The following is a 24,239-nucleotide window of genomic DNA, read 5'->3' as shown; positions in this document are numbered from 1 at the left end:
TCACACCAGATCGGCTAGCGCTAATCTCACAAAAGGCTGAAATTTAGAGGTTTATCTCGCGACGCGCATTCTTCGGACGAAATGCTGCTACCACTGCCGCCTCGGTTTCCACATAGGGCCCCTCAAGCAACTGTATGCAGTACGGCACGCTGGCGAAGATGCCATGCACCACCACCTTGCCCTGCTCGTCCTTAACCCCTTCCAGCGTTTCCTTGATCGACTTGGGTTGCCCCGGCAGGTTGATGATCAATGCCTGCTTGCGGATTGCCCCCACCTGACGTGAAAGAATGGCCGTTGGCACATAGTGTAGGCTGATTTGACGCATTTGCTCGCCGAAGCCGGGCATCACGCGATCGGCAATGGCCAAGGTAGCGTCAGGCGTCACGTCGCGGCGCGCGGGGCCGGTACCACCGGTGGTCAGCACCAGATGGCAGCCCATTTCATCCACCAGCTCACACAGGGTTTGTTCGATCAACGTCTGCTCATCGGGGATCAGGCGGGTTTCCAGCTTAAACGGAGTGCTCAGCGCGCCAGTCAGCCATTCCTCCAGCGCCGGTATCCCTTTGTCCTGGTAAACGCCGCCGGAAGCGCGGTCAGAAACGGAAACCAAACCAATACGTAATATGTCCATGCGTAACCTCTACAGCCTGATGGGGTTCGGACGGGTTCGCTTCCCGCCCTATTTTCAATCTTGAGAGTATAAAGTGTCTGCCTGCCTGCGGGATCTGCAGGCATAAAAAAAGGCGGCCTAAGCCACCTTTTTCTGCGCTGATTGCCGGAATTACAGCAGATCGGCGATCATTTTTTCCAGCTTGCCCTGGTCTACGGCAAACTTGCGGATACCGTCGGTCAGTTTCTCAACTGCCATTGGATCCTGGTTGTGCTGCCAGTAGAACTCAGGCTCGGTCAAAGCGGCAGGACGCGCTTGCACTTCGCCGGTGTAGGCCAGTTTACGCTCCAGTGTACCTTCGCTCTCTGCCAGCTCTTTCAGCAGTGCAGGGGCGATGGTCAGGCGGTCACAACCGGCCAGTTCGATGATTTCGCCAACGTTACGGAAGCTGGCGCCCATCACCACGGTTTTGAAACCGTGCTGTTTGTAATACTGGTAGATCTCGGTAACGGAAACCACACCTGGATCTTCGTTTGGCGCGAACTCTTTCTTGTCGCCATTGGCTTTGTACCAGTCGAGGATACGGCCAACAAACGGAGAGATCAGGTAAACGCCGGCTTCGGCGCAGGCACGGGCCTGAGCAAAGGAGAACAGCAGCGTCAGGTTACAGTTGATGCCTTCTTTTTCCAGCTGTTCCGCAGCGCGGATACCCTGCCAGGTAGAGGCCAGTTTGATCAGGATGCGATCGTTGCTGATGCCGGCATCGTTGTACAGTTTGATCAGGCGCTTGGCCTTGGCAACGCTGGCTACGGTGTCGTAAGACAGACGTGCGTCCACTTCGGTGGAGATGCGACCTGGAACCAGCTTCAGGATTTCCAGACCAATGTTAACGGCCAGCTTGTCAGCGGCATCGGCGATCTGCTGTTCGCGATCGCTGCTCTGCTCGCGAGCCCAGGCAATGGCTTCGTCAATCAGTTTGCGGTATTCAGGAATTTGGGCTGCATTGAGGATCAGCGAAGGGTTGGTCGTAGCATCTTGCGGTTGATACAGCTTCATAGCCGCGATATCGCCCGTATCTGCAACCACGGTAGTCAGTTGGCGCAGGGAAGTTAATTTATCGGTCATGTTGGCATTATCTCATCGTGTGTGCATGAACTTTTGGCATCGTTCAACCATGCCCTGCCCTGATAATAACATGCGCAAGGCCCGGTGCAAGGCTGGAAAATCACGCCCCGGCGGTGCTGGTTTTATCCTTGAGCGAGCAACCGTTTACGCTGCTATCTTTCGTCATTCCCGAGCTGATGAAAAGGCAATAACGTGCTATCGCTTGAATAAATTATGTTAAATTCGCGAAAATTAATGCAATAGGTTTCGAAATCTGAGAAAAGTCTCAATTGCTCGGAACCGGGCTGATTTCAGCTAAGCTCTTGTAAAAACTCAGTCAATATATTTTCACCCGCGGTGGATACGGCGCGGTGCGCAACAAATTTCAACAAGGAGGGATCCGTGACGGACCTGATAAATTTTATAAATAATATTTTGTGGGGTTCGGTACTGATTTATTTGCTGCTCGGTACCGGTATTTATTTCACCCTGCGCACGCGTTTTATCCAGGTTCGCCATTTCGGCCACATGTTCTCGCTGCTGAAAAACAGCAACAAGAGCGACAGCGCAGGTATCTCCTCCTTTCAGGCCTTGTGTACTACCCTCGCCGCTCGCGTCGGTACCGGTAATCTGACCGGCGTGGCCATTGCCCTCACCGCCGGTGGCCCCGGTGCCATCTTCTGGATGTGGGTAGTGGCCTTTATCGGCATGGCCACCTCCTTTGTGGAAAGCAGTCTGGCACAGCTCTACAAAACCAAAGACGACCAGGGTAACTACCGCGGCGGCCCGGCCTATTATATGGAGAAAGGGCTGGGCATGCGCTGGATGGGCGTGCTGTTCTCAATCTTCCTGATCATCGCCTTCGGCCTGGTGTTCAACGCCGTACAGGCCAACTCCATCGCCCAGGCTTCCGCCGTCGCTTTCCACGCTAAGCCGCTGTATGTCGGTATCGGCCTGGTGGTCCTGAGCGGTATCGTGATTTTCGGCGGCATTCGTTCCGTAGCTCGCGTGGCCGAACTGGTGGTGCCGCTGATGGCCGCAGCCTATTTATTGCTGGCCCTGTGGGTGATTGGCCATAACATTGAACATATGCCGGCGATCCTCTCGCTGGTGGTGAAAAGCGCCTTCGGGCTGCAGGAAGCGGCGGCCGGTGCCGTCGGCTACGGTATTTCGCAGGCGATGACTCAGGGTGTGCAGCGCGGCCTGTTTTCCAACGAAGCCGGTATGGGTTCTGCGCCCAATGCGGCGGCCTCCGCCTCACCTTACCCACCGCATCCGGCCTCGCAGGGCTATGTGCAGATGCTTGGGGTGTTTGTCGACACTATCGTGATTTGTAGTGCAACTGCCGCCATCATTCTGTCCTCCGGCGTATTGGATCAACCGGTGGACAACATCAGCGGTATCGACATGACCCAGCGCGCGCTGTCTGCTGCCGTCGGCAGTTGGGGCTCGCCGTTTGTCGCCATCGCCATTTTCTTCTTCGCCTTTACCTCGATTATCGCCAACTACGCCTATGCCGAAAGCAATCTGGTGTTCCTGGAGCGCAACCACCCGGCCGGCCTGTTGATTTTCCGTTGCGCCGCACTGGGTATGGTGATGTTTGGTGCGTTGGCCGAATTGCCGGTGGTATGGAAAATGGCCGATACCTCTATGGCGTTGATGGCTATCACCAACCTGACGGCGATCCTGCTGCTGTCACGCGTGGCGTTGAAATTGGCTAACGATTACCACCGTCAGCGAACGCTGGGAAGATTGCCCACTTTTGACGCCAACCGCTTCCCCGAGCTGAAATCCCAGCTTGAACCGGGCGTGTGGGACAAAAATTAATTTTTGCGGGCGCGTCAGACACGCGCCCTGCCTATCAGACCCATTGACCCTTTTTCCCGCGCTTTTTGCTACAGTAGCGGTTCTTGGAAAAACAGGATCTGGCCATGCTCGTTATTATTTCACCTGCAAAAACTCTTGATTACGAAAGCCCACTGGCAACCGAACGCTTCACCCAGCCGGAACTGCTGGATAAATCGAAGCAGTTGATCAAAATCTGCCGCGATCTGACGCCGGTACAAATCTCCAAGCTGATGGGCATCAGCGATAAACTGGCCGGCCTGAACGCCGCTCGCTTTGGCGACTGGCAACCGAAATTCACCCCGGAAAATGCCCGCCAGGCCCTGCTGGCGTTTAAAGGCGACGTTTATACCGGCCTGCACGCGCAGGACTTCAGCGAAGATGACTTTGATTTCGCCCAACAGCATCTGCGTATGCTGTCCGGGCTGTACGGCGTGCTGCGCCCGCTTGATCTGATGATGCCTTACCGTCTGGAGATGGGTATCAAACTGGACAATGCCAAGGGCAAGGATTTGTACAGTTTCTGGGGCGAGCAAATCACCAAAAAACTTAATGAAGCGCTGGAGCAACAAGGTGACGATGTGGTGGTCAACCTGGCTTCCGACGAATACTTCAAATCGGTGAAACCGGCTAAACTGCACGGCGAGCTGATTAAACCTGTGTTCCTCGACGAGAAAAACGGCAAATACAAAGTGATCAGCTTCTACGCCAAGAAGGCGCGCGGACTGATGAGCCGCTTTATCATCAAAAATCGTCTGACGCAGCGCGAACAACTGCTTGATTTCAATCTGGAAGGCTACGCATTTGACGAAGCCAATTCCCAAGGCAACGAGCTGGTGTTCAAACGCCCAGAGCAGTGAAACTTCCGCCCATAAAAAAGCCGTCACACGGACGGCTTGAGTTTGATGACAAAGTGGTCTTTGAATCCGAGATACCCGGGCCTAGCGCACCGAGGGGCACTCCGGCGGGCAAGCCGCTACGACCCCTTCGGCACGCTCTCCCTAATAACGGGCTTTGTCAGTTGTCTGAAGCCGCCACAAGGACGGCTTTTCGCTTTATGTGGCCATGAGGATCAGGCTGGCAAGTCCATCAGGAACTTACGCAGTTCGCCAAAACCGGCGGGCAGGTTGTGAGACAGCAGCGGCAAATCAGCACGCAGTGCCAGCGCCTTCGGCAGTGGCAATTCCTGGCCGAGAATGTCCTCGACGCTCTCTTTGAATTTGGCTGGATGCGCGGTGCCGAGGAACAGACCAAACTCCCCTTCCTGCAACTGGTCACGCAACGCGCGGTAAGCAATCGCCGCGTGCGGCTCGGAGAGATAACCCAACTTCGCCAGTTCACGCATAGTGTCTTTGGTGGTTTCGTCACTGACCGTGGCATGGCCCAGCTCTTTCAACTGCCAAATCTTACGGCGGAACAGCTCTTCAACCCGTGGCCAGTTGTTCGGCTGGCTGACATCCATCGCATTAGACAGCGTAGCCACCGTGGCATGAGGCTGCCACTGACCGTTAGTCAGGAAGCGCGGTACGGTGTCGTTGGCATTGGTCGCGGCGATAAAACGCTTCACCGGCAGGCCCAGTGACTTGGCCAGCAGCCCGGCGGTCAGATCGCCGAAGTTGCCGCTGGGTACTGAAATCACCAACTGGTTGCGTGCTTCCTGTGGCAATTGCGCAACCGCTTCGAAGTAATAACAAATCTGCGCCAGCAGGCGGCTGATGTTAATCGAGTTGGCCGAGTTCAGGTGCAGGGATTCTTTCAATTCCTGATCGTCAAATGCCTGCTTCACCAATGCCTGGCAGGCGTCAAAATCGCCGTCAATCGCCACGGTATGGATATTGCCACCCAGGGTGCAGAACAGTTTTTCCTGCAGCGGGCTGATTTTGCCCTGTGGATACAGGATCACCACGCGCACATTCTTCAGGCCGTAGAAAGCATGGGCCACCGCCGCGCCGGTATCACCGGAGGTCGCGGTCAGGATAGTGACCGGCTGATCGCCCGCCACTTCCGCCAGCATTTGCGCCATAAAGCGGCCGCCGAAGTCTTTAAACGCCAGCGTTGGGCCGTGGAACAACTCCAGGCAGGCGATATCATCTTCAACTTGCGCTACCGGTGCCGGAAACTCAAAGGCCGCCGCCACACGCTTATGCAATGCTTCTTCAGAAACTTCATCGCCAATAAATGCCGACAGGATACGGCTGCTGCGCGTGACAAAATCCTGTTCCAGCAGATGGTCGATTTCGGTCAGTTCAAACTCCGGCAGATCCAGCGGGAAAAACAGCCCTTGCTGTTTGCCCAGGCCCTGTTTGATCGCCTGTGTGAAGCTGACCTGCTCGTTATGATCCTTAAGGTTGTACAGTTTCATGCGTTATCCCAGTAGTCGTGCGCCTGCGGTATCCAGGCGGCAAATATGAACAAAACCTTCGTCGTTTTGCAGATAGTGATTAGTCAGCCAGTCGGCCATGCGTTGCGCCGTTGCGCCGTCATCACAAACGGCGAACAGCGTCGGGCCGGAACCGGAAATACCGCAAGCCAAAGCACCGATATCCTGAGCGGCTTTGCGTGCGTCGGCAAAACCCGGCAACAGGCGGGTGCGGTACGGCTCGGCAATCACGTCCTGCATCAGTTTGGCGGCCAGGCGCGGTTGTTGGGTATGGCAGGCATGGATAAAGCCCGCCAGATAGCGACCGTGGCTGATACAGTCCTGACGACGATACTGCGCGGGCAGGATCGCACGCGCTTCGGCGGTGGATACCTTGATGCCCGGATAGGCCATCACCCACAGCCAGTCTTTAAAGCATGGCACTTCCTGGCTGATGAAGCCTTCTTCTTCCAACATCAACTGCAGGCCGCCGAGGTAGCAAGGCGCTACGTTATCGTAATGCACGCTGCCGGAGATGCGGCCTTCCAACTCGCCCATCAGGCCCAGCAGCGTCATTTTATCCAGCGGGCGGTTGCAGAACTCGTTCATCGCCATCAACCCGGCGACCACCGAGCAGGCACTGGATCCCAGACCTGAACCGATCGGCATATTTTTCTCGAGTCGCATCGCCACCGGGATCTGCTGACCGATCTCCTGGCAGAAGCGCTCCCAACATTGGTAAACGATGTTCTCTTTCGGATCGTCCGGCAGCTTGCTGACGAAGCGACCGGCATTTTGCAAACTGAACGTTTCGGCGGCCTCTACACTGACGCAGTCGCCCAGCAAGGTACCGTCAATCGGCGACACCGCTGCACCCAGAACGTCGAAACCGACGCTGACGTTACCAATTGAGGCCGGCGCATACACCTTAACCATATTAAACTCCCAACTTCCATGACAGTGTGCGCAACAGGTCGGCAAATACCCCTGCGGCGGTCACATCGTTACCGGCACCGTAGCCGCGCAGCACCAGTGGCAATGGCTGATAGTAGCGGCTGTAGAAAGCCAAGGCGTTCTCGCCGTTCTTCACTTTATACAACGGATCGTTACCGTCTACCGCATCTATACGCACCTGACAGCGGCCATTTTCGATCGCCCCGACATAGCGCAGCACCTTACCCTGCTCGGTGGCATTGGCCACGTTGCGTGCGTACTCTTTATCCAGCTCCGGCAGGCGCGCCATAAAGGTTTCCACGTCACCGGAAGCGTCAAAGGAAGGTGGCAGCACCGACTCAACCTCGATATCGGCCAACTCCAGTTTGTAACCCGCCTCACGCGCCAGGATCAGCAGCTTGCGCGCCACATCCATACCGGAAAGATCGTCACGCGGATCCGGCTCGGTATAGCCCTTGGCTTTGGCCTCCAGGGTCGCGGCCGACAGCGACATGCCCTCATCGAGCTTACCGAAAATAAACGACAGCGAACCGGACAGAATGCCAGAGAAGCGCGTCAGCTCATCACCGGCGTTCAGCAGGTTTTGCAGGTTTTCGATCACCGGCAACCCCGCACCGACGTTGGTGTCGTACAGGAACTTGCGACGTGAACCGGCAGCGGCGGTGCGCAGTTGTTGGTAGTAGTTCATCGACGAAGTGTTGGCCTTTTTGTTCGGCGTCACCACGTGGAAACCATCGGCCAGGAAATCGGCGTATTGATCGGCTACCGCCTGGCTGGAGGTGCAATCGACAATCACCGGATTCAGCAGGTGGTACTCCTTCACCAGGCGGATCAGACGGCCAAGGTTGAATGGCTCCTGCGCACCGGCCAGTTCATCACGCCAGCTATCCAGCGCGATGCCGTGTATGTTGGTCAACATGGCGCGTGAATTGGCAATGCCGCACACCCGCAGGTCGATATGCTTTTGCTTCAGCCACGGCTGCTGACGGTAGATCTGTTCGATCAACGCACCGCCGACGCCGCCAACGCCGATAACAAACACTTCAATCACCTGATCGGTGTTAAACAGCATCTGGTGACAGACACGAACCCCGGTAGTCGCCGAGTCGTTGCTGACCACCACCGAGATGGAACGTTCGGAGGACCCCTGGGCAATAGCGACAATATTGATGTTGGCGCGCGCCAGGGCGGAGAAGAAGCTGGCCGAAATACCGCGCAGGGTGCGCATGCCATCGCCGACGACCGAGATAATCGCCAACTGCTCCATCACGTCCAGCGGCTCCAGCAGGCCATCTTTCAATTCAAGATAGAATTCGTCTTCCAGTGCGCGACGGGCACGCTGCAGCTCACTCTGCGGTACGCAGAAGCTGATGCTGTATTCGGAAGAGGACTGGGTGATCAACACCACTGAGATTCCGGCACGGGACATCACGGCAAACACGCGCGCGGCCATGCCGACCATGCCCTTCATCCCTGGCCCGGAGACGTTGATCATCGCCATGTTATTGAGATTAGTGATGCCCTTCACCGGGGTATCGGTATCCAGATTTTCGCCGCCAATCAGCGTGCCAGGGGCCTGCGGGTTGGCGGTATTTTTGATCAGGCAAGGGATTTGGAACTGGGCAATGGGAGCGATAGTACGGGGGTGAAGCACGCTGGCGCCGAAATAGGAAAGCTCCATAGCTTCCTGATACGACATCGATTTCAGCAACCTGGCGTCTGGCACGGTACGAGGATCGCAGGTATAAACACCGTCGACGTCGGTCCAGATCTCACAGCAGTCGGCGCGCAGGCAGGCAGCCAGCACCGCAGCAGAGTAGTCGGAGCCGTTACGGCCCAGCACCACCAGTTCCCCTTTATCGTTACCGGCGGTGAATCCGGCCATCAGCACGATGTGATCCGCCGGGATTGCTGCGGCGGCGATGCGCAGTGTGGATTCGGCAATGTCTACCGTGGACTCCAGGTAATGCCCCTGCGCCAGCAGTTTCTCCACCGGGTTTATCACCGTAACCGGGAAACCTTTGGCGCGAAACACCCCTTCCATGATGGCGATAGAGAGCTTCTCACCGCGGCAGATGATAGCCGCATTCACGCTGTCCGGGCATTGCCCCAGCAGCGCAACGCCATGCAGTACCTGTTTGAGTTGGGAAAATTCCTGATCGACCAGCGTCTTGAGACGATCGTATTCAAAGCCGGGCAACGCCTGTGCCAGACCGCTCAGCAGGTCGGCAAAGATGCGTTCTGCATCGCTCATATTTGGCAGAATGTCCTGCCCCGCTACCGTTTTATCAATCATCGCCACCAGGTGGTTGGTGATTTTAGCCGGAGCGGACAAGACCGTGGCCACCTGTCCCTGACGTGCGTTACTTTCCATGATGTCGGCGACGCGCAGAAAACGTTCTGCATTCGCTACCGAGGTTCCGCCAAATTTCAGCACTCGCATTTCTTGTCTCTCCCGAATTTAAGCCGAAAAAAAAGCCCGCACTGGTTAGGTGCGGGCTTTTTTCTTTTGTTTCCTGTACGCGTCAGCCCGCCCCGTTACCTGTGGTATCGGTGGTGGTAATAATTGTTGTGTTCAGGCTGATATTTCGCATTTTGTCTGTCTGTCTCATTAAATACTCTGTCCCCTCTATTGGTTAAAGCAATCGCTATCCCAAGTCAAATTATTTCTTGTTTTTGCTTGTTTATTGCCCAACCCAGCAACTGGGCAATGCGACAGTCGAAAAGCCAAATAGCAGGATAAAAAGACAGACAGACGGCAGTTTTGCAGTGGATCACACTGCCTAATTAGCCATGTTTACGGGTATCACTTTGTCAGTTTTTTTTCGATGTCATGCAGCAAAGTATGCAACATTGCCGTATCGCGCTGCTGCAAGGTACCAAGCCGCTGGTGCAGCCAATCGCGCAATTTTTGATCGTCACCCACCCCCAATGCCCCCAGCAAACCATCGGCACGCTGACGCAGTGCTTTAAGCTGGCCCTCATTAGCCACTGGTTCCTGCGGTGCGCTAACCTTCATCAGTTCCGACAATTGATAGCAATACACCATCACCGCCTGGCCGAGATTCAACGAAGGGTAATCTGCCTGCATCGGCACACCGGTCAGCAAATCGGCCAACTCCAGCTCTTCATTGGTCAGGCCGGAATCTTCACGGCCAAACACCAACGCGGCCTGCCCCACCCACTGACTGCGCTCACTCAACTGACCCAACAGTTGCTGCGGCGTACAGTAATAATGGAAACGCGCGCGGCTGCGGGCAGTGGTAGCAACGGTGAAATCCACGTCCGCCAGCGCCTGCTCGAGAGTGGCGAAAGTCTGCACGCCGTCGAGGATATCTCCCGCCCCATGAGCCACCCAACGAGCCGCCGGTTGCAGGTGCGCTTCGCTGTCGACAATGCGCAACGAAGTGAAACCCATGGTTTTCATTGCCCGCGCCGCAGCGCCGACGTTTTCCGGCCGCGCCGGAGCCACTAAAACAATATGAAGCTGCATCAATACTCCACTAAACGACAGATCGCGTATTTTTGACTGTTTGGGATAGTCTGATTATATTTACATCTACGCAACAATAATCCCGAAATTGAGGGTAGACAGGGCTAAATAGGTTATTGCCCCGATAAATTGCTCGTAATACATATTATTGCTACTTATGTTTTACTGTGCTTATTAATCAAAGCGTTAAAAGAAGCCTTTTATCAATAAGTCAATAATTCTACCTCATTAGGCGCCGCAATGCTGAATCGTACACAGAATTTAGGCTTCTGTGACTTAAGCTGGCATTTCTGTAAGTGTTTTTCACAAAACTGTTAACGTGCTACAATTGAATTTGATATATGTCAACAAACCTTAGTTTTGTTGGGTGATGAATTCGGTGCGCACTGTTATATTGCTGTTAATACGGTTAGGATATGCACCGTTTTGGCACCTTTGGGGATGTAAGGAATAGCGCCCCAACCAAGCTAGCGATCTTGTTGACATGGGATGGAAAGTGCATCAAGAACGAGTTTACGTACTTTAGTCGTTTGGTAGAAGGGAACGTGAGCGCTAATCTCTGCCCTCCGCTATGAAAACAAAGACTTCTGTACTTCCTATTTTCTATTTTGTTGGCAATTTTAGGTAGCATATATGCAGACCCCGCACATTCTGATTGTCGAAGACGAGTTAGTCACTCGTAACACCCTGAAGAGCATTTTCGAGGCGGAAGGCTACGTTGTTCATGAAGCCAATGATGGTGCAGAGATGCACAACATCCTGTCTGAAAATGATATCAATCTGGTTATCATGGACATCAATCTGCCAGGCAAAAATGGCCTGCTGCTGGCGCGTGAATTGCGCGAACAGGCCAGCGTTGCGCTGATGTTCCTGACCGGCCGTGATAACGAAGTTGACAAGATCCTCGGCCTGGAAATCGGCGCCGATGATTACATCACCAAGCCATTTAATCCGCGTGAATTGACCATTCGCGCGCGTAACCTGCTGTCACGCACCATGAACCTGGGCAGCGTCGGCGAAGAACGTCGCCTGGTTGAAAGCTATAAGTTCAACGGTTGGGAGCTGGACATCAACAGCCGCTCACTGATCAGCCCCGCGGGCGAGCAATACAAACTGCCACGCAGTGAATTCCGCGCCATGCTGCACTTCTGCGAAAACCCGGGCAAGATCCAATCCCGTGGCGAACTGCTCAAGAAGATGACCGGCCGTGAGCTGAAGCCGCATGACCGTACCGTGGACGTGACCATCCGTCGCATCCGCAAGCACTTCGAATCAACGCCGGACACGCCGGAAATCATCGCTACTATTCACGGTGAAGGTTACCGTTTCTGCGGCGATCTGGAAGAGTAAGCCCTCCTCCCGCGTTAAAATATTTGGGGTTCCGCAGAACCCCAAATCTTATTTTGCCTCACCCCAGGGGATGATCGGCACTGCACTCAGCGCATTCTTCGGTGAACCATCCACCACGCGGTCTGAATAGCTAAGATAAATCAATGCATTACGTTTAGCATCGTAGAAACGCACCACCTGCAGTTTCTTGAACACCAGCGATGTTCGCTTCTGGAACACGACCGTCCCTTCCGCCTTACCATTTTTGATTTTATCAGTCAGCTCAATCGGCCCAACCTGCTGGCAAGAAATGGCGGCATCCGCAGTATCTTCCGCTAATCCCAACCCACCTTTGATGCCACCGGTTTTTGCCCGGCTGATATAACAAGTTACATTTTTAACATCAGGATCGTCGAACGCTTCCACCACAATTTTATGGTCCGGACCAAAGAGTTTAAATACCGTATCAACCGACCCAACCTGTTCTGCTTGCGCACTATTTACCGTTGCGCAAACTAAACAAAACAAAAATAACCATCCTTTTTTCATTCACTTAACTCCAATAGGCTAAATCCTAAAAATGGGTTCCGGCAATCAATATTGTTTATGTTTTAGGTCACAGAAAAAGGATCTTTCTGGTCCGCACCGGTCTTTTTAGCACAGAGCGTGAAAAAAATCTTTGAGAGTCTCGGAGGAAAAAAATTGCTATTATGCGGCGTCGTTATATCTTTGCGCCCGTTTAAGGTGTGCCCCTATCCAACCCTTGCTCAACAGTGGCAAGAGGAAAGAGTGCTACGCAAAATGGCTCATGGATTGGTCTGATAGCGCAAGCACCAGCGTAATGAATAAACAGTTCGGGTTCCTACCCTAAAGCTCTACGAGGAAGATCTATGGATCAAGCCGGTATTATTCGTGATCTGCTTAGCTGGCTGGAAAGCCATTTGGACCAACCTTTGTCACTGGACAATGTGGCGGCCAAAGCAGGTTACTCTAAATGGCATTTACAACGGATGTTTAAAGATATTACCGGTAACGCCATCGGGGCTTATATCCGGGCAAGGAGATTATCCAAGGCTGCGGTAGCGCTGCGTTTAACCAGCCGACCTATTCTGGATATAGCCTTACAGTATCGCTTCGACTCGCAGCAGACATTTACCCGCGCATTTAAAAAACAGTTTGCGCAAACGCCGGCACTGTATCGCCGTGCAGAAGACTGGAACTCATTCGGCATTTGTCCACCAATCCGCCTGGGCGCCTTTACTCTGCCGCAACCCGAGTTTGTCACGATGCCGGAACAGCACTTGATTGGCCTGACGCAGAGCTATTCCTGTACGCTGGAGCAAATTTCCAACTATCGTACCGAGCTGCGTTCACAGTTCTGGCGCCAGTATCTGGGCGAAGCAGAGTCGCTGCCGCCGGTGTTATACGGGCTGCACCATTCACGTCCGAGTCAGGAAAAGGATGACGAGCAGGAAGTGCTGTACACCACGGCGCTGGAACCGCATCACGTACCGGCGAAAATTCAGGCCGGACAGCCGCTGGTGTTGCAAGGTGGCGAGTATGCGATGTTCAGCTATGAAGGCCCGGCTTCTGGCCTGCAGGACTTTATTCTGACCGTTTATGGCACCTGCCTGCCGGCACTCAAACTCACGCGCCGTAAAGGGCACGATATTGAGCGCTTTTATCCCAAGGGTGACCGCCGGCCACCCCAACCGCCAACCGAGATCAACTGCGACTATTTGATCCCGATCCGCCGTTAACGCTGCAGTTCATCCAGCGCGGGCGTGTCCAGATGCGTGACATCGCCCGCCGTTTCGACGATCCAGCCAGAAGCCAACCAGGGACTCTGCTGGTGATCGACTCGCGACAATGAACAGTTACGTAAACGCAGGCGGCGCTCGGCATAGGCCGGTAGCCCGAGCACGGTACTGATCAGACAGCCTAAAGCGATACCATGGCTGACAATCAGCGGTTTGCTGCCCTCAGGCAACATCAGGCAACTTTCCAATGCCTCGCGCATCCGGTCGCCCAACTCGCTCATTGACTCACCTTGAGGGATACGGCCATCGGCAGTACCATCGACCATCTGCTTGCGCCACTGTTCTTCCTGCGGCGTCAGACTGTCGATTAAGCGCTCTTCCAGCACCCCCATATGCAACTCACGCAAACGCGGGTCGTTTATCACCTCGCAACCGCAAGCCTCCGCGATGATTTGCGCAGTGCGACGGGTACGCCCCAGATCGCTGGTAATCACGTGTGTGATGCCTTGTTTGCTGACGCGCTGGGCAACCAGGCGAGCCTGATGTTCACCGTTGGCGGTTAACGGGCTGTCCGACTGACCCTGGATGCGGCGAGCCGCATTCCACTCCGTTTCGCCGTGGCGAACGAGGTATACCTGTAACATTTTGCTTTTCCGTTATACTGCGTGAAACCTGAGTTTATCGTCGTCAGATGCCGCTTGCGCAAACGCCTGACGTAGTGAATAGGCTCTTAGCTTAAGGATGCCAAACCCGTTATGTATCATGTTGTCGCTGCAACTACCAACCCGGCAAAGATCAAGGCTATTCAACTGGCCTTTGAGGACACTTTTGGCCAGGACCAATGCCGCATTGAATCGGTCGACGTCGCCAGTGGCGTTTCACTGCAACCCATAGGTAATCACGAAACCCGCACCGGTGCACGCCAGCGTGTTATGGAAGCGCGGCAGGTACGCCCTGAGGCCGACTTTTGGGTCGGCGTTGAGGCTGGAATCGAAGAGAATATGACTTTCGCCTGGATGACGGTGGAAAACCCGCAGACCCGTGGCGAATCGCGCTCAGCCAGCCTGATGCTGCCGGAGACGATTTTACAGGGAATTCGCGCCGGCCGCGAATTGGGCAGTGAAATGGCAACCATCACCGGCAATGCCGAAGTGAAACGCCAGGGTGGCGCTATTGGCATCTTTACCGATGGGCGATTGAGCCGCACCAGCGTTTACCATCAGGCTCTGCTGCTGGCGCTGGTGCCTTTCCACAACCCGATCTACCAGAACCATAACAACGCGGCACAGAAATAACCTTCGGTGGGCGCGGCGCTACTGCGCATCGCCCAGCAACTGCTGTTCCAGCCACTGTTTCAGCGCAGGCGTCGCCGCCTTCAGGCTGTTCGAACCGCGAGTGATGGTGGCAATCCCCGCCCCCAGTTCATTCTTCAGCTCACGTTGGCTCATCTCACCGCGCATCAATTCCTGGATAATCCGTACCCTTGTGCCTAAAGCCGTACGTTCGTCCGGCGTCAGCAGCAGTTGCATCAGCGGTTGATGCAGATCCTGGGCAAACGAATTCTGCAGCAGCGCAACAAAGCGCAGCCAATCCTCATTACCTTGTTCTGAAAGAGCCGGGTCGTTAAGCGATAATTGCGTCATGGCAAGCCACCATACTATTTAACTAGTACAGCAGCATACCATAGCGACGTCAAAATCAATAACGCCTCTGCCACTCGGCGTCGGTCAGCACTTTAGCCGGCCGATGCATGAGATAGCGATAAAATGCGTCGTATGCCAACACGTTCTTCACGTAAGAACGGGTTTCCGAGAACGGGATGCTTTCGACAAATGCCACGGCATCAACCCGCCCTTCACTGTTACCCAACCAGGTATTCACCCGAGACGGACCGGCATTGTAAGCCGCCGATGACAGGATCCGATTGCGGCCGAATTGCTGGTAAACGTACTCCAGATAGCTGGTGCCGATGGTAATATTGACGCGCGGATCAAGCAGTTGGCTGGGGCTTGAGTAACCGGGAATATTGTACATCTGCACGGTATGCTGCGCGGTACGTGGCATCACCTGCATCAGGCCGCTGGCCCCTACCGGTGACTGTGCTTTCGGGTTCCAGGCGCTCTCCTGACGGGCAATCGCCATGGCATAACTCGGCGTTATCCCCTTGTCATCGGTCGCGGCGCGGAATTCTTGCGGCCAGGCCACCGGGAAACGTTCCTCAAGGTGGTCCCACATTTTGCCGACAATAGTTGCCTGCACGCTGAGATCGGCCCATTTCTGCTCGAAGGCATAACGCGCCAGCGCTTCCTGTTCCGGGCGGCTGCGACTGGCCACGAAGGAAGTCCACTCGCTGCGCGCCAGGTTATCCATATTCCAGTACATTAACTCGCGCACCCGGGCAATTTCCGGGCCATCCACCAATGAAGCGCGGGGTTTTGCCGCTACCGCCACCATCACCGGGTAAGGCGTGTTCAGTTTCTGTGCCGCCACCATCGGGTAGAAGCCACGTTCGGTCATCAGCCGACGCAGGATCTCTTCCCCTTCGCTGCGTTTGCCTTCGTCCAGTAACATGCTCGCACGCCAGTAGCGCCATTCATCTTTATTGCGTGACTCGGTCGGCAGACGCGCCAGCCAGGTCGCCACCCCCTGGCGATCGCCGGCCCCCAGCGCCATACGCACGCGGCGCTCCAGCAGTGCCGGTGACTGGCTACGCAGGATCACCTTGTCGCGCCACTGGGTCTGTTCAAAGGTCGCATCGCTGCCCATCAGGCGCCATGCCACCGCTTCCTCCAGCCCCAGCCGCTCGCTGTCGCTCATTTTCTGCAGCCGGACGAGGGTTGGGATCATCGCGCGGGCGTTTTCCGCATCCTGACGCGCCAGGCGTTCGAAGGCGATGCCGGTCGCTGCGCGGGTAAAGTCGGTCGGCCCCACGCTGCGGGCAAAGGACTCAACCGTCGCAGGATCGTTTTGCAGGCGCACCAGGGCATCACCCATGGTCTGATAATCTGACGGCAATTGGCGATAGAGGCTGTTCACCAGGCCACTGTTGCCCTCTTTCAACGCCAGTTTCATGCGTTCCAAAATAGCCGTTGGCGTTTGTTTACCGGCCCCCTGCCAGACGCTGAACAACTTGTCACAGGCTCCCGGCAGCGATTTACCGCTCATCCAGATGTCGTCGACGCCGCTCCAGGCCGCGGTCTGATCGCCAGTGGCCCATTTGGCATAGTAGTAATTGCAACGCGCAGCAATGGGTTTCGGCGCCTGCGGGCTGAAGGCCAGCAGGGTACGCCAGTCTTCACGCCGCGCCAGTTCATTAACAAAACGCGGGGCCAGCGATTTGGCCGGTGGCAGCGTCGGATGCTGCTTGATAAAGTCATTCACCTCAGAGAATCCGACCTGGCTGAGATCTTGCGTCAGCTCACGGTATTCCAGATAAGGGTAAAGCGGGTAATCACGCAGCGTCGGCATCAGTTGCGCCACCACGTCCATCTGTTTGCTGTCCCACGCCTGCTTGATCTGCAGGTAGCGCTGACGCTGAGCGTCCAGGGAATCCGCCAATGCGGCGCTTGAAAATGCCGTCAGGCACAGGCCCACAGCCAAAAACCGCCACTTGTCTACCTTGACCATACTGACTCTTTCCTCGCTAATGCTGATGGTGTTGCCAGAGCCGCTTCAGCCCGTTGCCGCGCTACGTCAGCAGCCAACGGATCGGTGAACCCGGCTCTCCGAGTATTTCGCGCTCTGTCGTGGAATAACGTCTATCCGGCACGCCAGAGCAAAAGGGGGACGCTGAGCAACCCGCTCAGCCGTCTATCATAGACAGCAGGATCGCCTATCCATTCACTACTGTAGAAGAAGTTTATCGTCACGATGGGCTTCAGGTAAAAAAGGTTTACCCTCGCTGACAAATTAATTAAAGCTGGCGGCAATTTTGCCATATTAATCATTTCACCCTGGGCTAACGCTAAAAACCGGTCGGACCCGCGATTATTAATCCCCACCGCCAATATAAAACCAAGCCATTTGAAATTATTAGCCGTCGCAGGATTTCGCACCCAAAACGAGGGGCAGAAAAGTTGCGCAAACCGCCAGAACCCAGGCCTGGCGCGCCAACTTTGCAGAAAACGCCTGGCAAACCCCGGTGGTCGTTTTTATACTATTAAAAAAGGCTAAGATAATTCCGAGAAAATGGCACATAAAGCGCGCAACAGGGATATCTTATAATACAATCCGCGCCAATTATGGGTTAGATAGTGTTCATCAGGCAGTGCGATTGACAGTTTTCAGCAAGACAATTATCCCTTCGACCGGGTCAGGCTTCTCATCGTTATGTTGCCGCAACAGTACTGCGGACGTGGGCAGGAATAGCAGATGAAGATGGCAAAAAATGCCGCGTTGTTAGTGACCTGCGCAAAAAACTCATTCATGAGTTTCCTTTGCGCACGTCTGGACAACGGCCGTCTGTTATCGCTGTTTCTACTCGCTCTGTTGGCATTTCCCGGTTTGGCCCACCCCGAGACGGGCGATTCATATAAAAATCGTACCCATGCCGTCACCACTGTGGTGGTCGGCATCATCAGCTATGCCCGCTGGCCGAGTGGACCCAACCCTATCCGATTGTGCGTGACGGCGCCGACACAATATGCCGACGGACTGTTCGATCCCATCCTGCTTAGCGCGCCCAGGCCAATAAAAGCCGAGCGCATCGCTTTCGACAGCCCATTGCTGAGCACCGGCTGTGACGTGATTTATTTAGGCAATATCAATGCCGGGCAGAAACAGAATTTCATCCAGCGCATTAACGGTCATTCGATTCTCAGCATCAGCGAGAACGATGCTGAGTGTTCTGCCGGCAACGCATTTTGTCTGCAGTTCGAAGGGGACGAGGCCAGCTTTAAAGTGAACCTAGATGCACTGGCACGCAGCGGCGTACGCGTTCACCCCAACGTGCTGCAACTGGCACGCAAACCGGTGCCGCCGCTATGAAGTGGTTGCGCAAGAACCGATCGGGGCAGTCACGCCCGACGCTGGGCCGGGTGCTGCAACGGGTGCATCTTGGGCTGGCGCTGATTGCCGTCGGCACCGCCGGGATTTTCCTGACGCTGGTCGCGCTGTTTGCGCTGCGCGCTTATGCCAACCATAACCTGCACCTGATTGCACGCTCCATCAGCTATACCGTCGAAGCTGCCGTGGTGTTTGAAGACCGCACCGCCGCAAGTGAGGCGCTGGTATTGATCGCCTCCAAAGAGGAGGTATCGGAAGCCAGAATTCTGAACAACAGCGGCAAAGTGCTCGCCACCTGGCGTCACCCCGAAGATGGCCCGCTGCACGGTATGGAACAAATCGTGGCCCGCTGGGCGCTGCCGGAACCGGTGATCCTGCCGATTACTCATGAAGGCAAAGAGGTCGGCAAAGTTTGGCTGCTGGGCCACGGCGGCAGCCTGCTGCGCTTTCTGTTGCGCGGCATGATCGGCATGATCGCCTGTCTGGTGCTCAGTACCCTGTGTGCGCTGGTGCTTTCCCGCCGCATGCTGGTGGGCATTGTCCGTTCTCTGGATGACATCGCCAATGTCGCGCATGCGGTACGTCGCGATCGCGCCTTTGGCCTGCGGGTGCCGTCGGCGCCGATTGCCGAACTGCATGAGCTGAGCAGCGACTTTAATGGCCTGCTCGACGAGCTGGAAGCCTGGCAGGCACACCTGAAACAGGAAAATGACTCACTGACTCACCGGGCCACCCACGACAGCCTGACCGGCTTGCCGAACCGCGCCTTCTTTGAGGGCCGTCTGAGCCGTGCGCTGGGGGACATTAAACCCAGCGAAAAACTGGCGGTGCTGTTTATCGACGGTGACCGTTTCAAGGAAGTTAACGACAGTTACGGCCATGCCGCAGGCGATGTGGTGTTGACTACCATTGCCGGGCGCATTCGCGCGCAGCTGCGTGAAAGCGATCTGGTGGCACGTTTGGGAGGTGATGAATTCGCCGTATTGTTGGCACCGGTCCACACTACGGAAGATGTCCTGCAGATTGCCGATAACATTATCGACTGCATGACCCAACCGGTGATTTTACCGAACGATGAGGCGGTGATTTCCTCTCTGAGTATCGGTATTGCACTTTACCCAGAGCATGCGGTAACGCCTCAGGGGCTCTTGCACGAAGCTGACGATGCGATGTACCAGGCAAAGCATCGTTATAACGGAGGCTGGCGGCTGGCAATACAAAAATAAGGCCCCGGCTAAAAAATAAAACTAGGGATTTTGATTATGATACAGCAAACACTAAAAAACCGTTTTTCACTGCTGGCGATGATGTTTATCGCCCTGCTGGCCCTCACCGGCTGCCAGAGCAAACCTCAGGGCCTGACGCCCGAGCAAATTGCCCTGTTGCAGTCGCAAGGGTTCAAGCTGACCGATAACGGCTGGGAATTTGGCCTGTCCGACAAAGTGCTGTTTGGCAATAACATCGGCAAGCTGAACCCGGAAAGTACCGACACGGTACAAAAAATGGGCCGCGCATTGATGAGCGTCGGTATCACTCAGTTCCGTCTGGATGGTCATACGGATAATTACGGTGAAGACAGCTATAACGATCAGCTCTCTCTGCGTCGCGCCAATGCTGTGGCGGATCTGCTCGCCAGCGTAGGCATTCCACGTGCCAACATCGAAACCCGCGGCATGGGTAAACGCGATCCGGTGGCCGATAACCGCACCTCCAGCGGCCGGGCGGAAAACCGCCGCGTCGCGATAGTCGTCACCCCTTAAGTGACCAATATGCGCCTTCACCGGCGCATAAAAGGTTATACTTGACGATCGCTGTGTGATGTCTGGGATCCGCTGTCGAAACGGGCTACACTCCGCAGCCAGACATCCTATAAAAACTGATATAGAGAGGCAGAGGCACCGTGGCTCAATACGTCTATACCATGCATCGCGTCGGCAAAGTGGTTCCGCCGAAGCGTCACATCCTGAAAAACATCTCGCTGAGCTTCTTCCCTGGCGCCAAAATTGGTGTGCTGGGTCTGAACGGCTCGGGTAAATCCACTCTGTTGCGCATCATGGCCGGCATCGATACCGATATCGAAGGTGAAGCTCGCCCACAACAAGGGATTAAGATCGGTTACCTGCCGCAGGAACCGCAGCTGAACCTCGAGCATACCGTCCGTGAGTCGGTCGAAGAGGCGCTGGCAGAAGTGGTCGGTGCGCTGAAACGCCTTGATGAAGTGTACGCACTGTACGCCGAAGAAGGTGCCGATTTCGACAAGCTGGCCGCTGAGCAGGGCCGCCTGGAAGAGATCATTCAGGCCCATGATGGCCACAACCTGAACACCCAGCTGGAGCGTGCCGCCGATGCGCTGCGCCTGCCGGAGTGGGACGCGAAAATCGCCAACCTTTCCGGTGGTGAACGTCGCCGTGTCGCTCTGTGCCGCCTGCTGCTGGAAAAACCGGACATGCTGCTGCTGGACGAACCGACCAACCACCTGGATGCCGAATCCGTGGCCTGGCTGGAACGCTTCCTGCATGACTTCGAAGGCACCGTAGTGGCCATTACCCACGACCGTTACTTCCTCGACAACGTGGCCGGCTGGATCCTCGAGCTGGACCGTGGCGAAGGTATCCCATGGGAAGGCAACTACTCTTCCTGGCTGGAGCAAAAAGACGCTCGTCTGGCGCAGGAAGCCTCTTCCGAAGCCGCACGTCGCAAATCCATCGAGAAAGAGCTGGAGTGGGTTCGTCAGGGCGCCAAAGGCCGTCAGTCCAAAGGCAAGGCCCGTTTGGCTCGCTTTGAAGAGCTCAACAGCACCGAATACCAAAAGCGTAACGAAACCAACGAACTGTTTATCCCACCTGGCGCACGCCTGGGCGATAAAGTGGTTGAAGTCAGTAACCTGCGCAAGTCTTACAGCGACCGCGTGCTGATTGATGACCTGACCTTTGCAGTACCGAAAGGCGCGATTGTTGGCATTATCGGCCCGAACGGCGCCGGTAAGTCTACGCTGTTCCGCATGATGTCCGGCCAGGAACAACCTGATTCCGGCAGCATCGTGTTGGGTGACACCGTCAAACTGGCCTCGGTCGATCAGTTCCGCGACAGCATGGATAATTCCAAAACCGTTTGGGAAGAAGTTTCCGGCGGCCAGGACATCATGCGTATCGGCAACACCGAAATGCCAAGCCGTGCCTATGTCGGCCGCTTCAACTTCAAGGGTGTCGATCAGGGCAAACGCGTCGGCGAATTGTCCGGTGGTGAGCGTGGCCGTCTGCATCTGGCCAAGCTGCTGCAGGTTGGCGGCAACGTATTGCTGCTCGATGAACCGACCAACGACCTGGATATCGAAACCCTGCGCGCGCTGGAAAACGCCCTGTTGGAATTCCCAGGCTGTGCGATGGTCATCTCGCACGACCGTTGGTTCCTTGACCGCATCGCCACCCACATTCTGGATTATCAGGATGAAGGCAATGTGGAATTCTTCGAAGGTAACTTTACCGAATACGAAGAGTACAAGAAACGGACGCTGGGTGCCGAAGCGCTTGAACCACACCGTATCAAGTACAAGCGAATCGCCAAGTAATCCCGGAAAGCGCCGCATGCGGCGCTTGAGTTTGATGACTGAGTTGTCTTTGAAACCGAGATACTCGGGCCTAGCGCACCGAGGGGCGCTCCGGCGGGCAAGCCGCTACGACCCCTTCGGCACGCTCTCCCTAATAACGGGCTTTGTCAGTTGTCTGAAGCGCCGCCTGCGGCGCTTTTTTTATTCCCACGCCAGCTCGCGGGCATAATCGTCAAACACCGGGTGTTGCAATACCACGTCGATAAAACAGGCCAGCGCCGGTGAATTCAGCTTGCGGCTTGGATAAACCAGATACAGCTCATTACCTTCCGCCTGCCATTCCGGCAATACCTCCACCAATTGCTTCTGCGCCACCACCTCACGGCTGAGAAAGGCCGGCAGCATGGTGATACCCGCACCGGCAATCGCACATTCCCGCGCGTACAGCAGATTATCGGTAACATGCCGCATCGGCAGCTGCCAACGAAAATACTCGTCGCCCCGACGCAGGCTCCAGACCGGCCAGGAGCTGTGTGCAATACAGCGGTGCTGCTGCAACTGTTGCGGATCGACAATCTGCGGGGACTGCGCCAGATAGGCCGGCGACGCCAGCAAATAACGTGGCGCATGCCCCAAACGACGGCCAATCAGTGAAGAATCCTGAGGCTTACCGGTTCGCAACGCGGCATCGAACCCCTCCTGCACCATATCTACCATGGCATCAGATACCGACACCTCCAGCGAGACATCCGGATATTGCCGCTGGAAATCCGCCGCCAGCCGCGCCAGCAAGGTTGCCCCCAACCCGGCGGGGGTCGAGATACGCAACCGCCCACTGGGGTTATCACGCAGCCGTTGCAGCGCCAGGTCGGCCCGTTCGGCGGCGGACAGCATTTCCTGGCAGTGTTCCAGATAGCGTTCACCGGCAAAGGTCAGATTGAGCTGACGGGTGGTGCGGTTCAACAGCCGCAGACCCAGCGTCTGTTCCAACTGACTAATGCGCTGGCTGACGCTGGACTTTGGCAAGGCAGCTCGTTTGGCGGCGGCGGTATAGCTGCCACATTCAGCCACCAGCGCAAACAACGCCATATCCTGAAGCTGTTTAAACCTCATTGTTCACCTCAAACGAACACTCAGTTATTTATTGTCCATCTTATCATCAACTGCCAACAGGTCTACACTGAGGGTATTCATTCGAAAGGAGCACAGTCATGTCGATTAAAGCCATTGCCGTAGACCCGAAAAACCCCGCCAACTTCATTGCAATCAGCCCGGAAAAACCCACCCCAGGCCAGTACGATTTATTGGTTGAAGTCAAAGCGGTGTCGGTCAACCCGGTGGATACCAAGGTCCATGCCGGCCTGCAAAAAAGTGGCCTGCAACAGCCCCGTATTCTCGGTTGGGATGCCAGCGGTATCGTGGTCGAAGTGGGCAGCAGCGTCAGCGGTTTCAAACCCGGTGATGAAGTCTGGTACGCCGGTGATATCACCCGCCCAGGCAGCAACACTACCCATCAGTTGATTGACTCGCGTATTACCGCCCATAAGCCGCAAAGTCTGAACTGGGCTGAAGCCGCCGCCATGCCGCTGACCGCCCTGACCGCCTGGGAAGCGCTGTTCGAACACCTGAAGATTCAGGACGCCGCCCCCGGTAAAACCCTGTTGATTATCGGCGGTGCCGGTGGCGTAGGTTCGCTGGCGATCCCGTTTGCCGCGCAGCGCAGCCAGGTGAAGGTGATTGCGACTGCATCACGCCCCGAGTCGGCGGCCTGGTGCCGGGAGCGCGGTGCCGATCTGGTGGTGGACTACCGCGATCTGAAAGCGAATCTGGCGCAGCAGGGCATTGAGAATGTGGATTATATTCTTTGCCTGAACGACACCGACGGGCACTGGAAAGCGATTTCCGATCTGATTGCGCCAATGGGCCATATCTGTACCATCGTCGAAAATGCACAGCCGTTGGACCAAAATGCGCTGAAGTTGAAAAGTGCCGCTTTGCATTGGGAGTTGATGTTTACTCGCAGCATGTTCACCACGCCGGACATCGCCCAACAGGGTGAGATCCTCAAGCAAGTGGCGCAAATGCTGGATGAAGGAAAACTGAGTACCACCCTGAGCGAAACCTTGCAGGGGTTGACGGTCGACACCCTGACCGCCGCGCATAAAAAACTGCTCGACGGGCATATGCAGGGCAAACTGGTGATTGTTTACTGATGGCAGACGGGGCGCAGCACG

The 24,239-nt window shown here is 55.6% G+C and carries 22 protein-coding genes and 1 other annotated feature; of the genes, 10 read left to right on the top strand and 12 right to left on the bottom strand.

Going from position 1 to position 24,239, the window contains the following annotated elements; genetic code table 11:
- Positions 1-43 precede the first annotated feature (43 nt).
- The gene (mog, locus tag ACNT1W_RS05350) at positions 44-631 is read right to left on the bottom strand and encodes a molybdopterin adenylyltransferase (protein WP_017891557.1); all 588 of its coding nucleotides are present in this window, start codon (positions 629-631) and stop codon (positions 44-46) included.
- A 150-nt stretch (positions 632-781) separates the two neighbouring features.
- Positions 782-1,735, bottom strand: coding sequence for a transaldolase (tal, locus tag ACNT1W_RS05345; protein ID WP_012005140.1), 954 nt, complete (start codon positions 1,733-1,735; stop codon positions 782-784).
- Between the two features lie 381 nt (positions 1,736-2,116).
- Between tal and ACNT1W_RS05340 the strand changes: the two genes are divergently transcribed.
- Together ACNT1W_RS05340 and yaaA are read left to right on the top strand one after the other, a co-directional pair.
- Positions 2,117-3,541 (top strand): alanine/glycine:cation symporter family protein, encoded by a 1,425-nt coding sequence (locus tag ACNT1W_RS05340; RefSeq protein WP_261099203.1) that lies wholly within the window; start codon positions 2,117-2,119, stop codon positions 3,539-3,541.
- A gap of 104 nt (positions 3,542-3,645) precedes the next feature.
- Positions 3,646-4,419: a peroxide stress protein YaaA gene (gene yaaA, locus ACNT1W_RS05335; protein ID WP_012005138.1), complete on the top strand. Its 774-nt coding sequence runs from the start codon at positions 3,646-3,648 to the stop codon at positions 4,417-4,419.
- Positions 4,420-4,631: 212 nt separating this feature from the next.
- Here the strand turns inward: yaaA and thrC are convergent, their stop codons facing one another.
- From thrC to ACNT1W_RS05310, 5 genes are all read right to left on the bottom strand, one after another.
- Positions 4,632-5,921 carry a threonine synthase gene (gene thrC, locus ACNT1W_RS05330; protein WP_419246493.1) on the bottom strand — a complete coding sequence of 430 codons (1,290 nt, stop codon included), beginning with the start codon at positions 5,919-5,921 and terminating at the stop codon, positions 4,632-4,634.
- Between the two features lie 3 nt (positions 5,922-5,924).
- A complete protein-coding gene (thrB, locus tag ACNT1W_RS05325) occupies positions 5,925-6,854 on the bottom strand; it encodes a homoserine kinase (RefSeq protein WP_012005136.1) in 930 nt (309 codons plus the stop codon).
- Position 6,855: 1 nt separating this feature from the next.
- Positions 6,856-9,315: a bifunctional aspartate kinase/homoserine dehydrogenase I gene (gene thrA, locus ACNT1W_RS05320; RefSeq protein ID WP_026142189.1), complete on the bottom strand. Its 2,460-nt coding sequence runs from the start codon at positions 9,313-9,315 to the stop codon at positions 6,856-6,858.
- 25 nt (positions 9,316-9,340) lie between these two features.
- Positions 9,341-9,459, bottom strand: a sequence feature (Thr leader region).
- Positions 9,398-9,466, bottom strand: a complete 69-nt coding sequence (gene thrL / locus ACNT1W_RS05315) for a thr operon leader peptide (RefSeq protein ID WP_071998276.1) — start codon at positions 9,464-9,466, stop codon at positions 9,398-9,400. (Overlaps the previous feature by 62 nt.)
- A gap of 212 nt (positions 9,467-9,678) precedes the next feature.
- Positions 9,679-10,365: a tRNA/rRNA methyltransferase gene (locus ACNT1W_RS05310; protein ID WP_012005134.1), complete on the bottom strand. Its 687-nt coding sequence runs from the start codon at positions 10,363-10,365 to the stop codon at positions 9,679-9,681.
- 633 nt (positions 10,366-10,998) lie between these two features.
- On the opposite strand from ACNT1W_RS05310, the gene arcA reads away from it, so the two are divergent.
- Positions 10,999-11,715, top strand: a complete 717-nt coding sequence (gene arcA / locus ACNT1W_RS05305; protein ID WP_004949989.1) for a two-component system response regulator ArcA — start codon at positions 10,999-11,001, stop codon at positions 11,713-11,715.
- Positions 11,716-11,763: 48 nt separating this feature from the next.
- On the opposite strand, the gene creA is transcribed toward arcA, so the two are convergent.
- Complete coding sequence (creA, locus tag ACNT1W_RS05300; protein WP_012005133.1) at positions 11,764-12,243, bottom strand: protein CreA; 480 nt, start codon at positions 12,241-12,243, stop codon at positions 11,764-11,766.
- A gap of 341 nt (positions 12,244-12,584) precedes the next feature.
- Between creA and robA the strand changes: the two genes are divergently transcribed.
- Positions 12,585-13,454 (top strand): MDR efflux pump AcrAB transcriptional activator RobA, encoded by an 870-nt coding sequence (robA, locus tag ACNT1W_RS05295; protein WP_012005132.1) that lies wholly within the window; start codon positions 12,585-12,587, stop codon positions 13,452-13,454.
- Here the strand turns inward: robA and gpmB are convergent.
- On the bottom strand, positions 13,451-14,098 hold the full coding sequence (gpmB, locus tag ACNT1W_RS05290; RefSeq protein WP_012005131.1) for a 2,3-diphosphoglycerate-dependent phosphoglycerate mutase GpmB: 648 nt from the start codon (positions 14,096-14,098) through the stop codon (positions 13,451-13,453). The genes robA and gpmB overlap by 4 nt on opposite strands.
- A 111-nt stretch (positions 14,099-14,209) precedes the next feature.
- On the opposite strand from gpmB, the gene yjjX reads away from it, so the two are divergent.
- Positions 14,210-14,749 carry an inosine/xanthosine triphosphatase gene (gene yjjX / locus ACNT1W_RS05285; protein ID WP_012005130.1) on the top strand — a complete coding sequence of 180 codons (540 nt, stop codon included), beginning with the start codon at positions 14,210-14,212 and terminating at the stop codon, positions 14,747-14,749.
- An 18-nt stretch (positions 14,750-14,767) separates the two neighbouring features.
- On the opposite strand, the gene trpR is transcribed toward yjjX, so the two are convergent.
- Both trpR and sltY read right to left on the bottom strand, forming a co-directional pair.
- A complete protein-coding gene (gene trpR / locus ACNT1W_RS05280; protein ID WP_012005129.1) occupies positions 14,768-15,097 on the bottom strand; it encodes a trp operon repressor in 330 nt (109 codons plus the stop codon).
- 55 nt (positions 15,098-15,152) lie between these two features.
- Positions 15,153-17,081 (bottom strand): murein transglycosylase, encoded by a 1,929-nt coding sequence (gene sltY, locus ACNT1W_RS05275; RefSeq protein ID WP_012005128.1) that lies wholly within the window; start codon positions 17,079-17,081, stop codon positions 15,153-15,155.
- Between the two features lie 744 nt (positions 17,082-17,825).
- Here sltY and ACNT1W_RS05270 point away from each other — a divergent pair.
- The 4 genes from ACNT1W_RS05270 (at position 17,826) to ettA (ending at position 22,026) form a co-directional block, all read left to right on the top strand.
- The gene (locus tag ACNT1W_RS05270) at positions 17,826-18,440 is read left to right on the top strand and encodes a YfiR family protein (RefSeq protein ID WP_017891552.1); all 615 of its coding nucleotides are present in this window, start codon (positions 17,826-17,828) and stop codon (positions 18,438-18,440) included.
- The gene (locus tag ACNT1W_RS05265; protein ID WP_012005126.1) at positions 18,437-19,684 is read left to right on the top strand and encodes a diguanylate cyclase domain-containing protein; all 1,248 of its coding nucleotides are present in this window, start codon (positions 18,437-18,439) and stop codon (positions 19,682-19,684) included. Before ACNT1W_RS05270 ends, ACNT1W_RS05265 begins: the two co-directional genes overlap by 4 nt.
- A 36-nt stretch (positions 19,685-19,720) precedes the next feature.
- Complete coding sequence (locus ACNT1W_RS05260) at positions 19,721-20,218, top strand: OmpA family protein (protein ID WP_012005125.1); 498 nt, start codon at positions 19,721-19,723, stop codon at positions 20,216-20,218.
- Positions 20,219-20,358: 140 nt separating this feature from the next.
- Positions 20,359-22,026 (top strand): energy-dependent translational throttle protein EttA, encoded by a 1,668-nt coding sequence (ettA, locus tag ACNT1W_RS05255; RefSeq protein WP_419246492.1) that lies wholly within the window; start codon positions 20,359-20,361, stop codon positions 22,024-22,026.
- A 180-nt stretch (positions 22,027-22,206) separates the two neighbouring features.
- Here the strand turns inward: ettA and ACNT1W_RS05250 are convergent, their stop codons facing one another.
- Positions 22,207-23,118, bottom strand: coding sequence for a LysR family transcriptional regulator (locus tag ACNT1W_RS05250; RefSeq protein ID WP_012005123.1), 912 nt, complete (start codon positions 23,116-23,118; stop codon positions 22,207-22,209).
- Between the two features lie 98 nt (positions 23,119-23,216).
- Here ACNT1W_RS05250 and ACNT1W_RS05245 point away from each other — a divergent pair, with 98 nt between their 5' ends.
- Positions 23,217-24,218: a zinc-binding alcohol dehydrogenase family protein gene (locus ACNT1W_RS05245; protein WP_012005122.1), complete on the top strand. Its 1,002-nt coding sequence runs from the start codon at positions 23,217-23,219 to the stop codon at positions 24,216-24,218.
- The last annotated feature ends 21 nt before the right edge of the window (positions 24,219-24,239 follow it).

This window comes from Serratia sp. NFX21, from assembly GCF_048517035.1.
Taxonomy (GTDB): domain Bacteria; phylum Pseudomonadota; class Gammaproteobacteria; order Enterobacterales; family Enterobacteriaceae; genus Serratia; species Serratia quinivorans.
The sequence above is the reverse complement of the archived record's forward strand: the minus strand, read 5'-3'. Positions and strand labels throughout refer to the sequence as shown.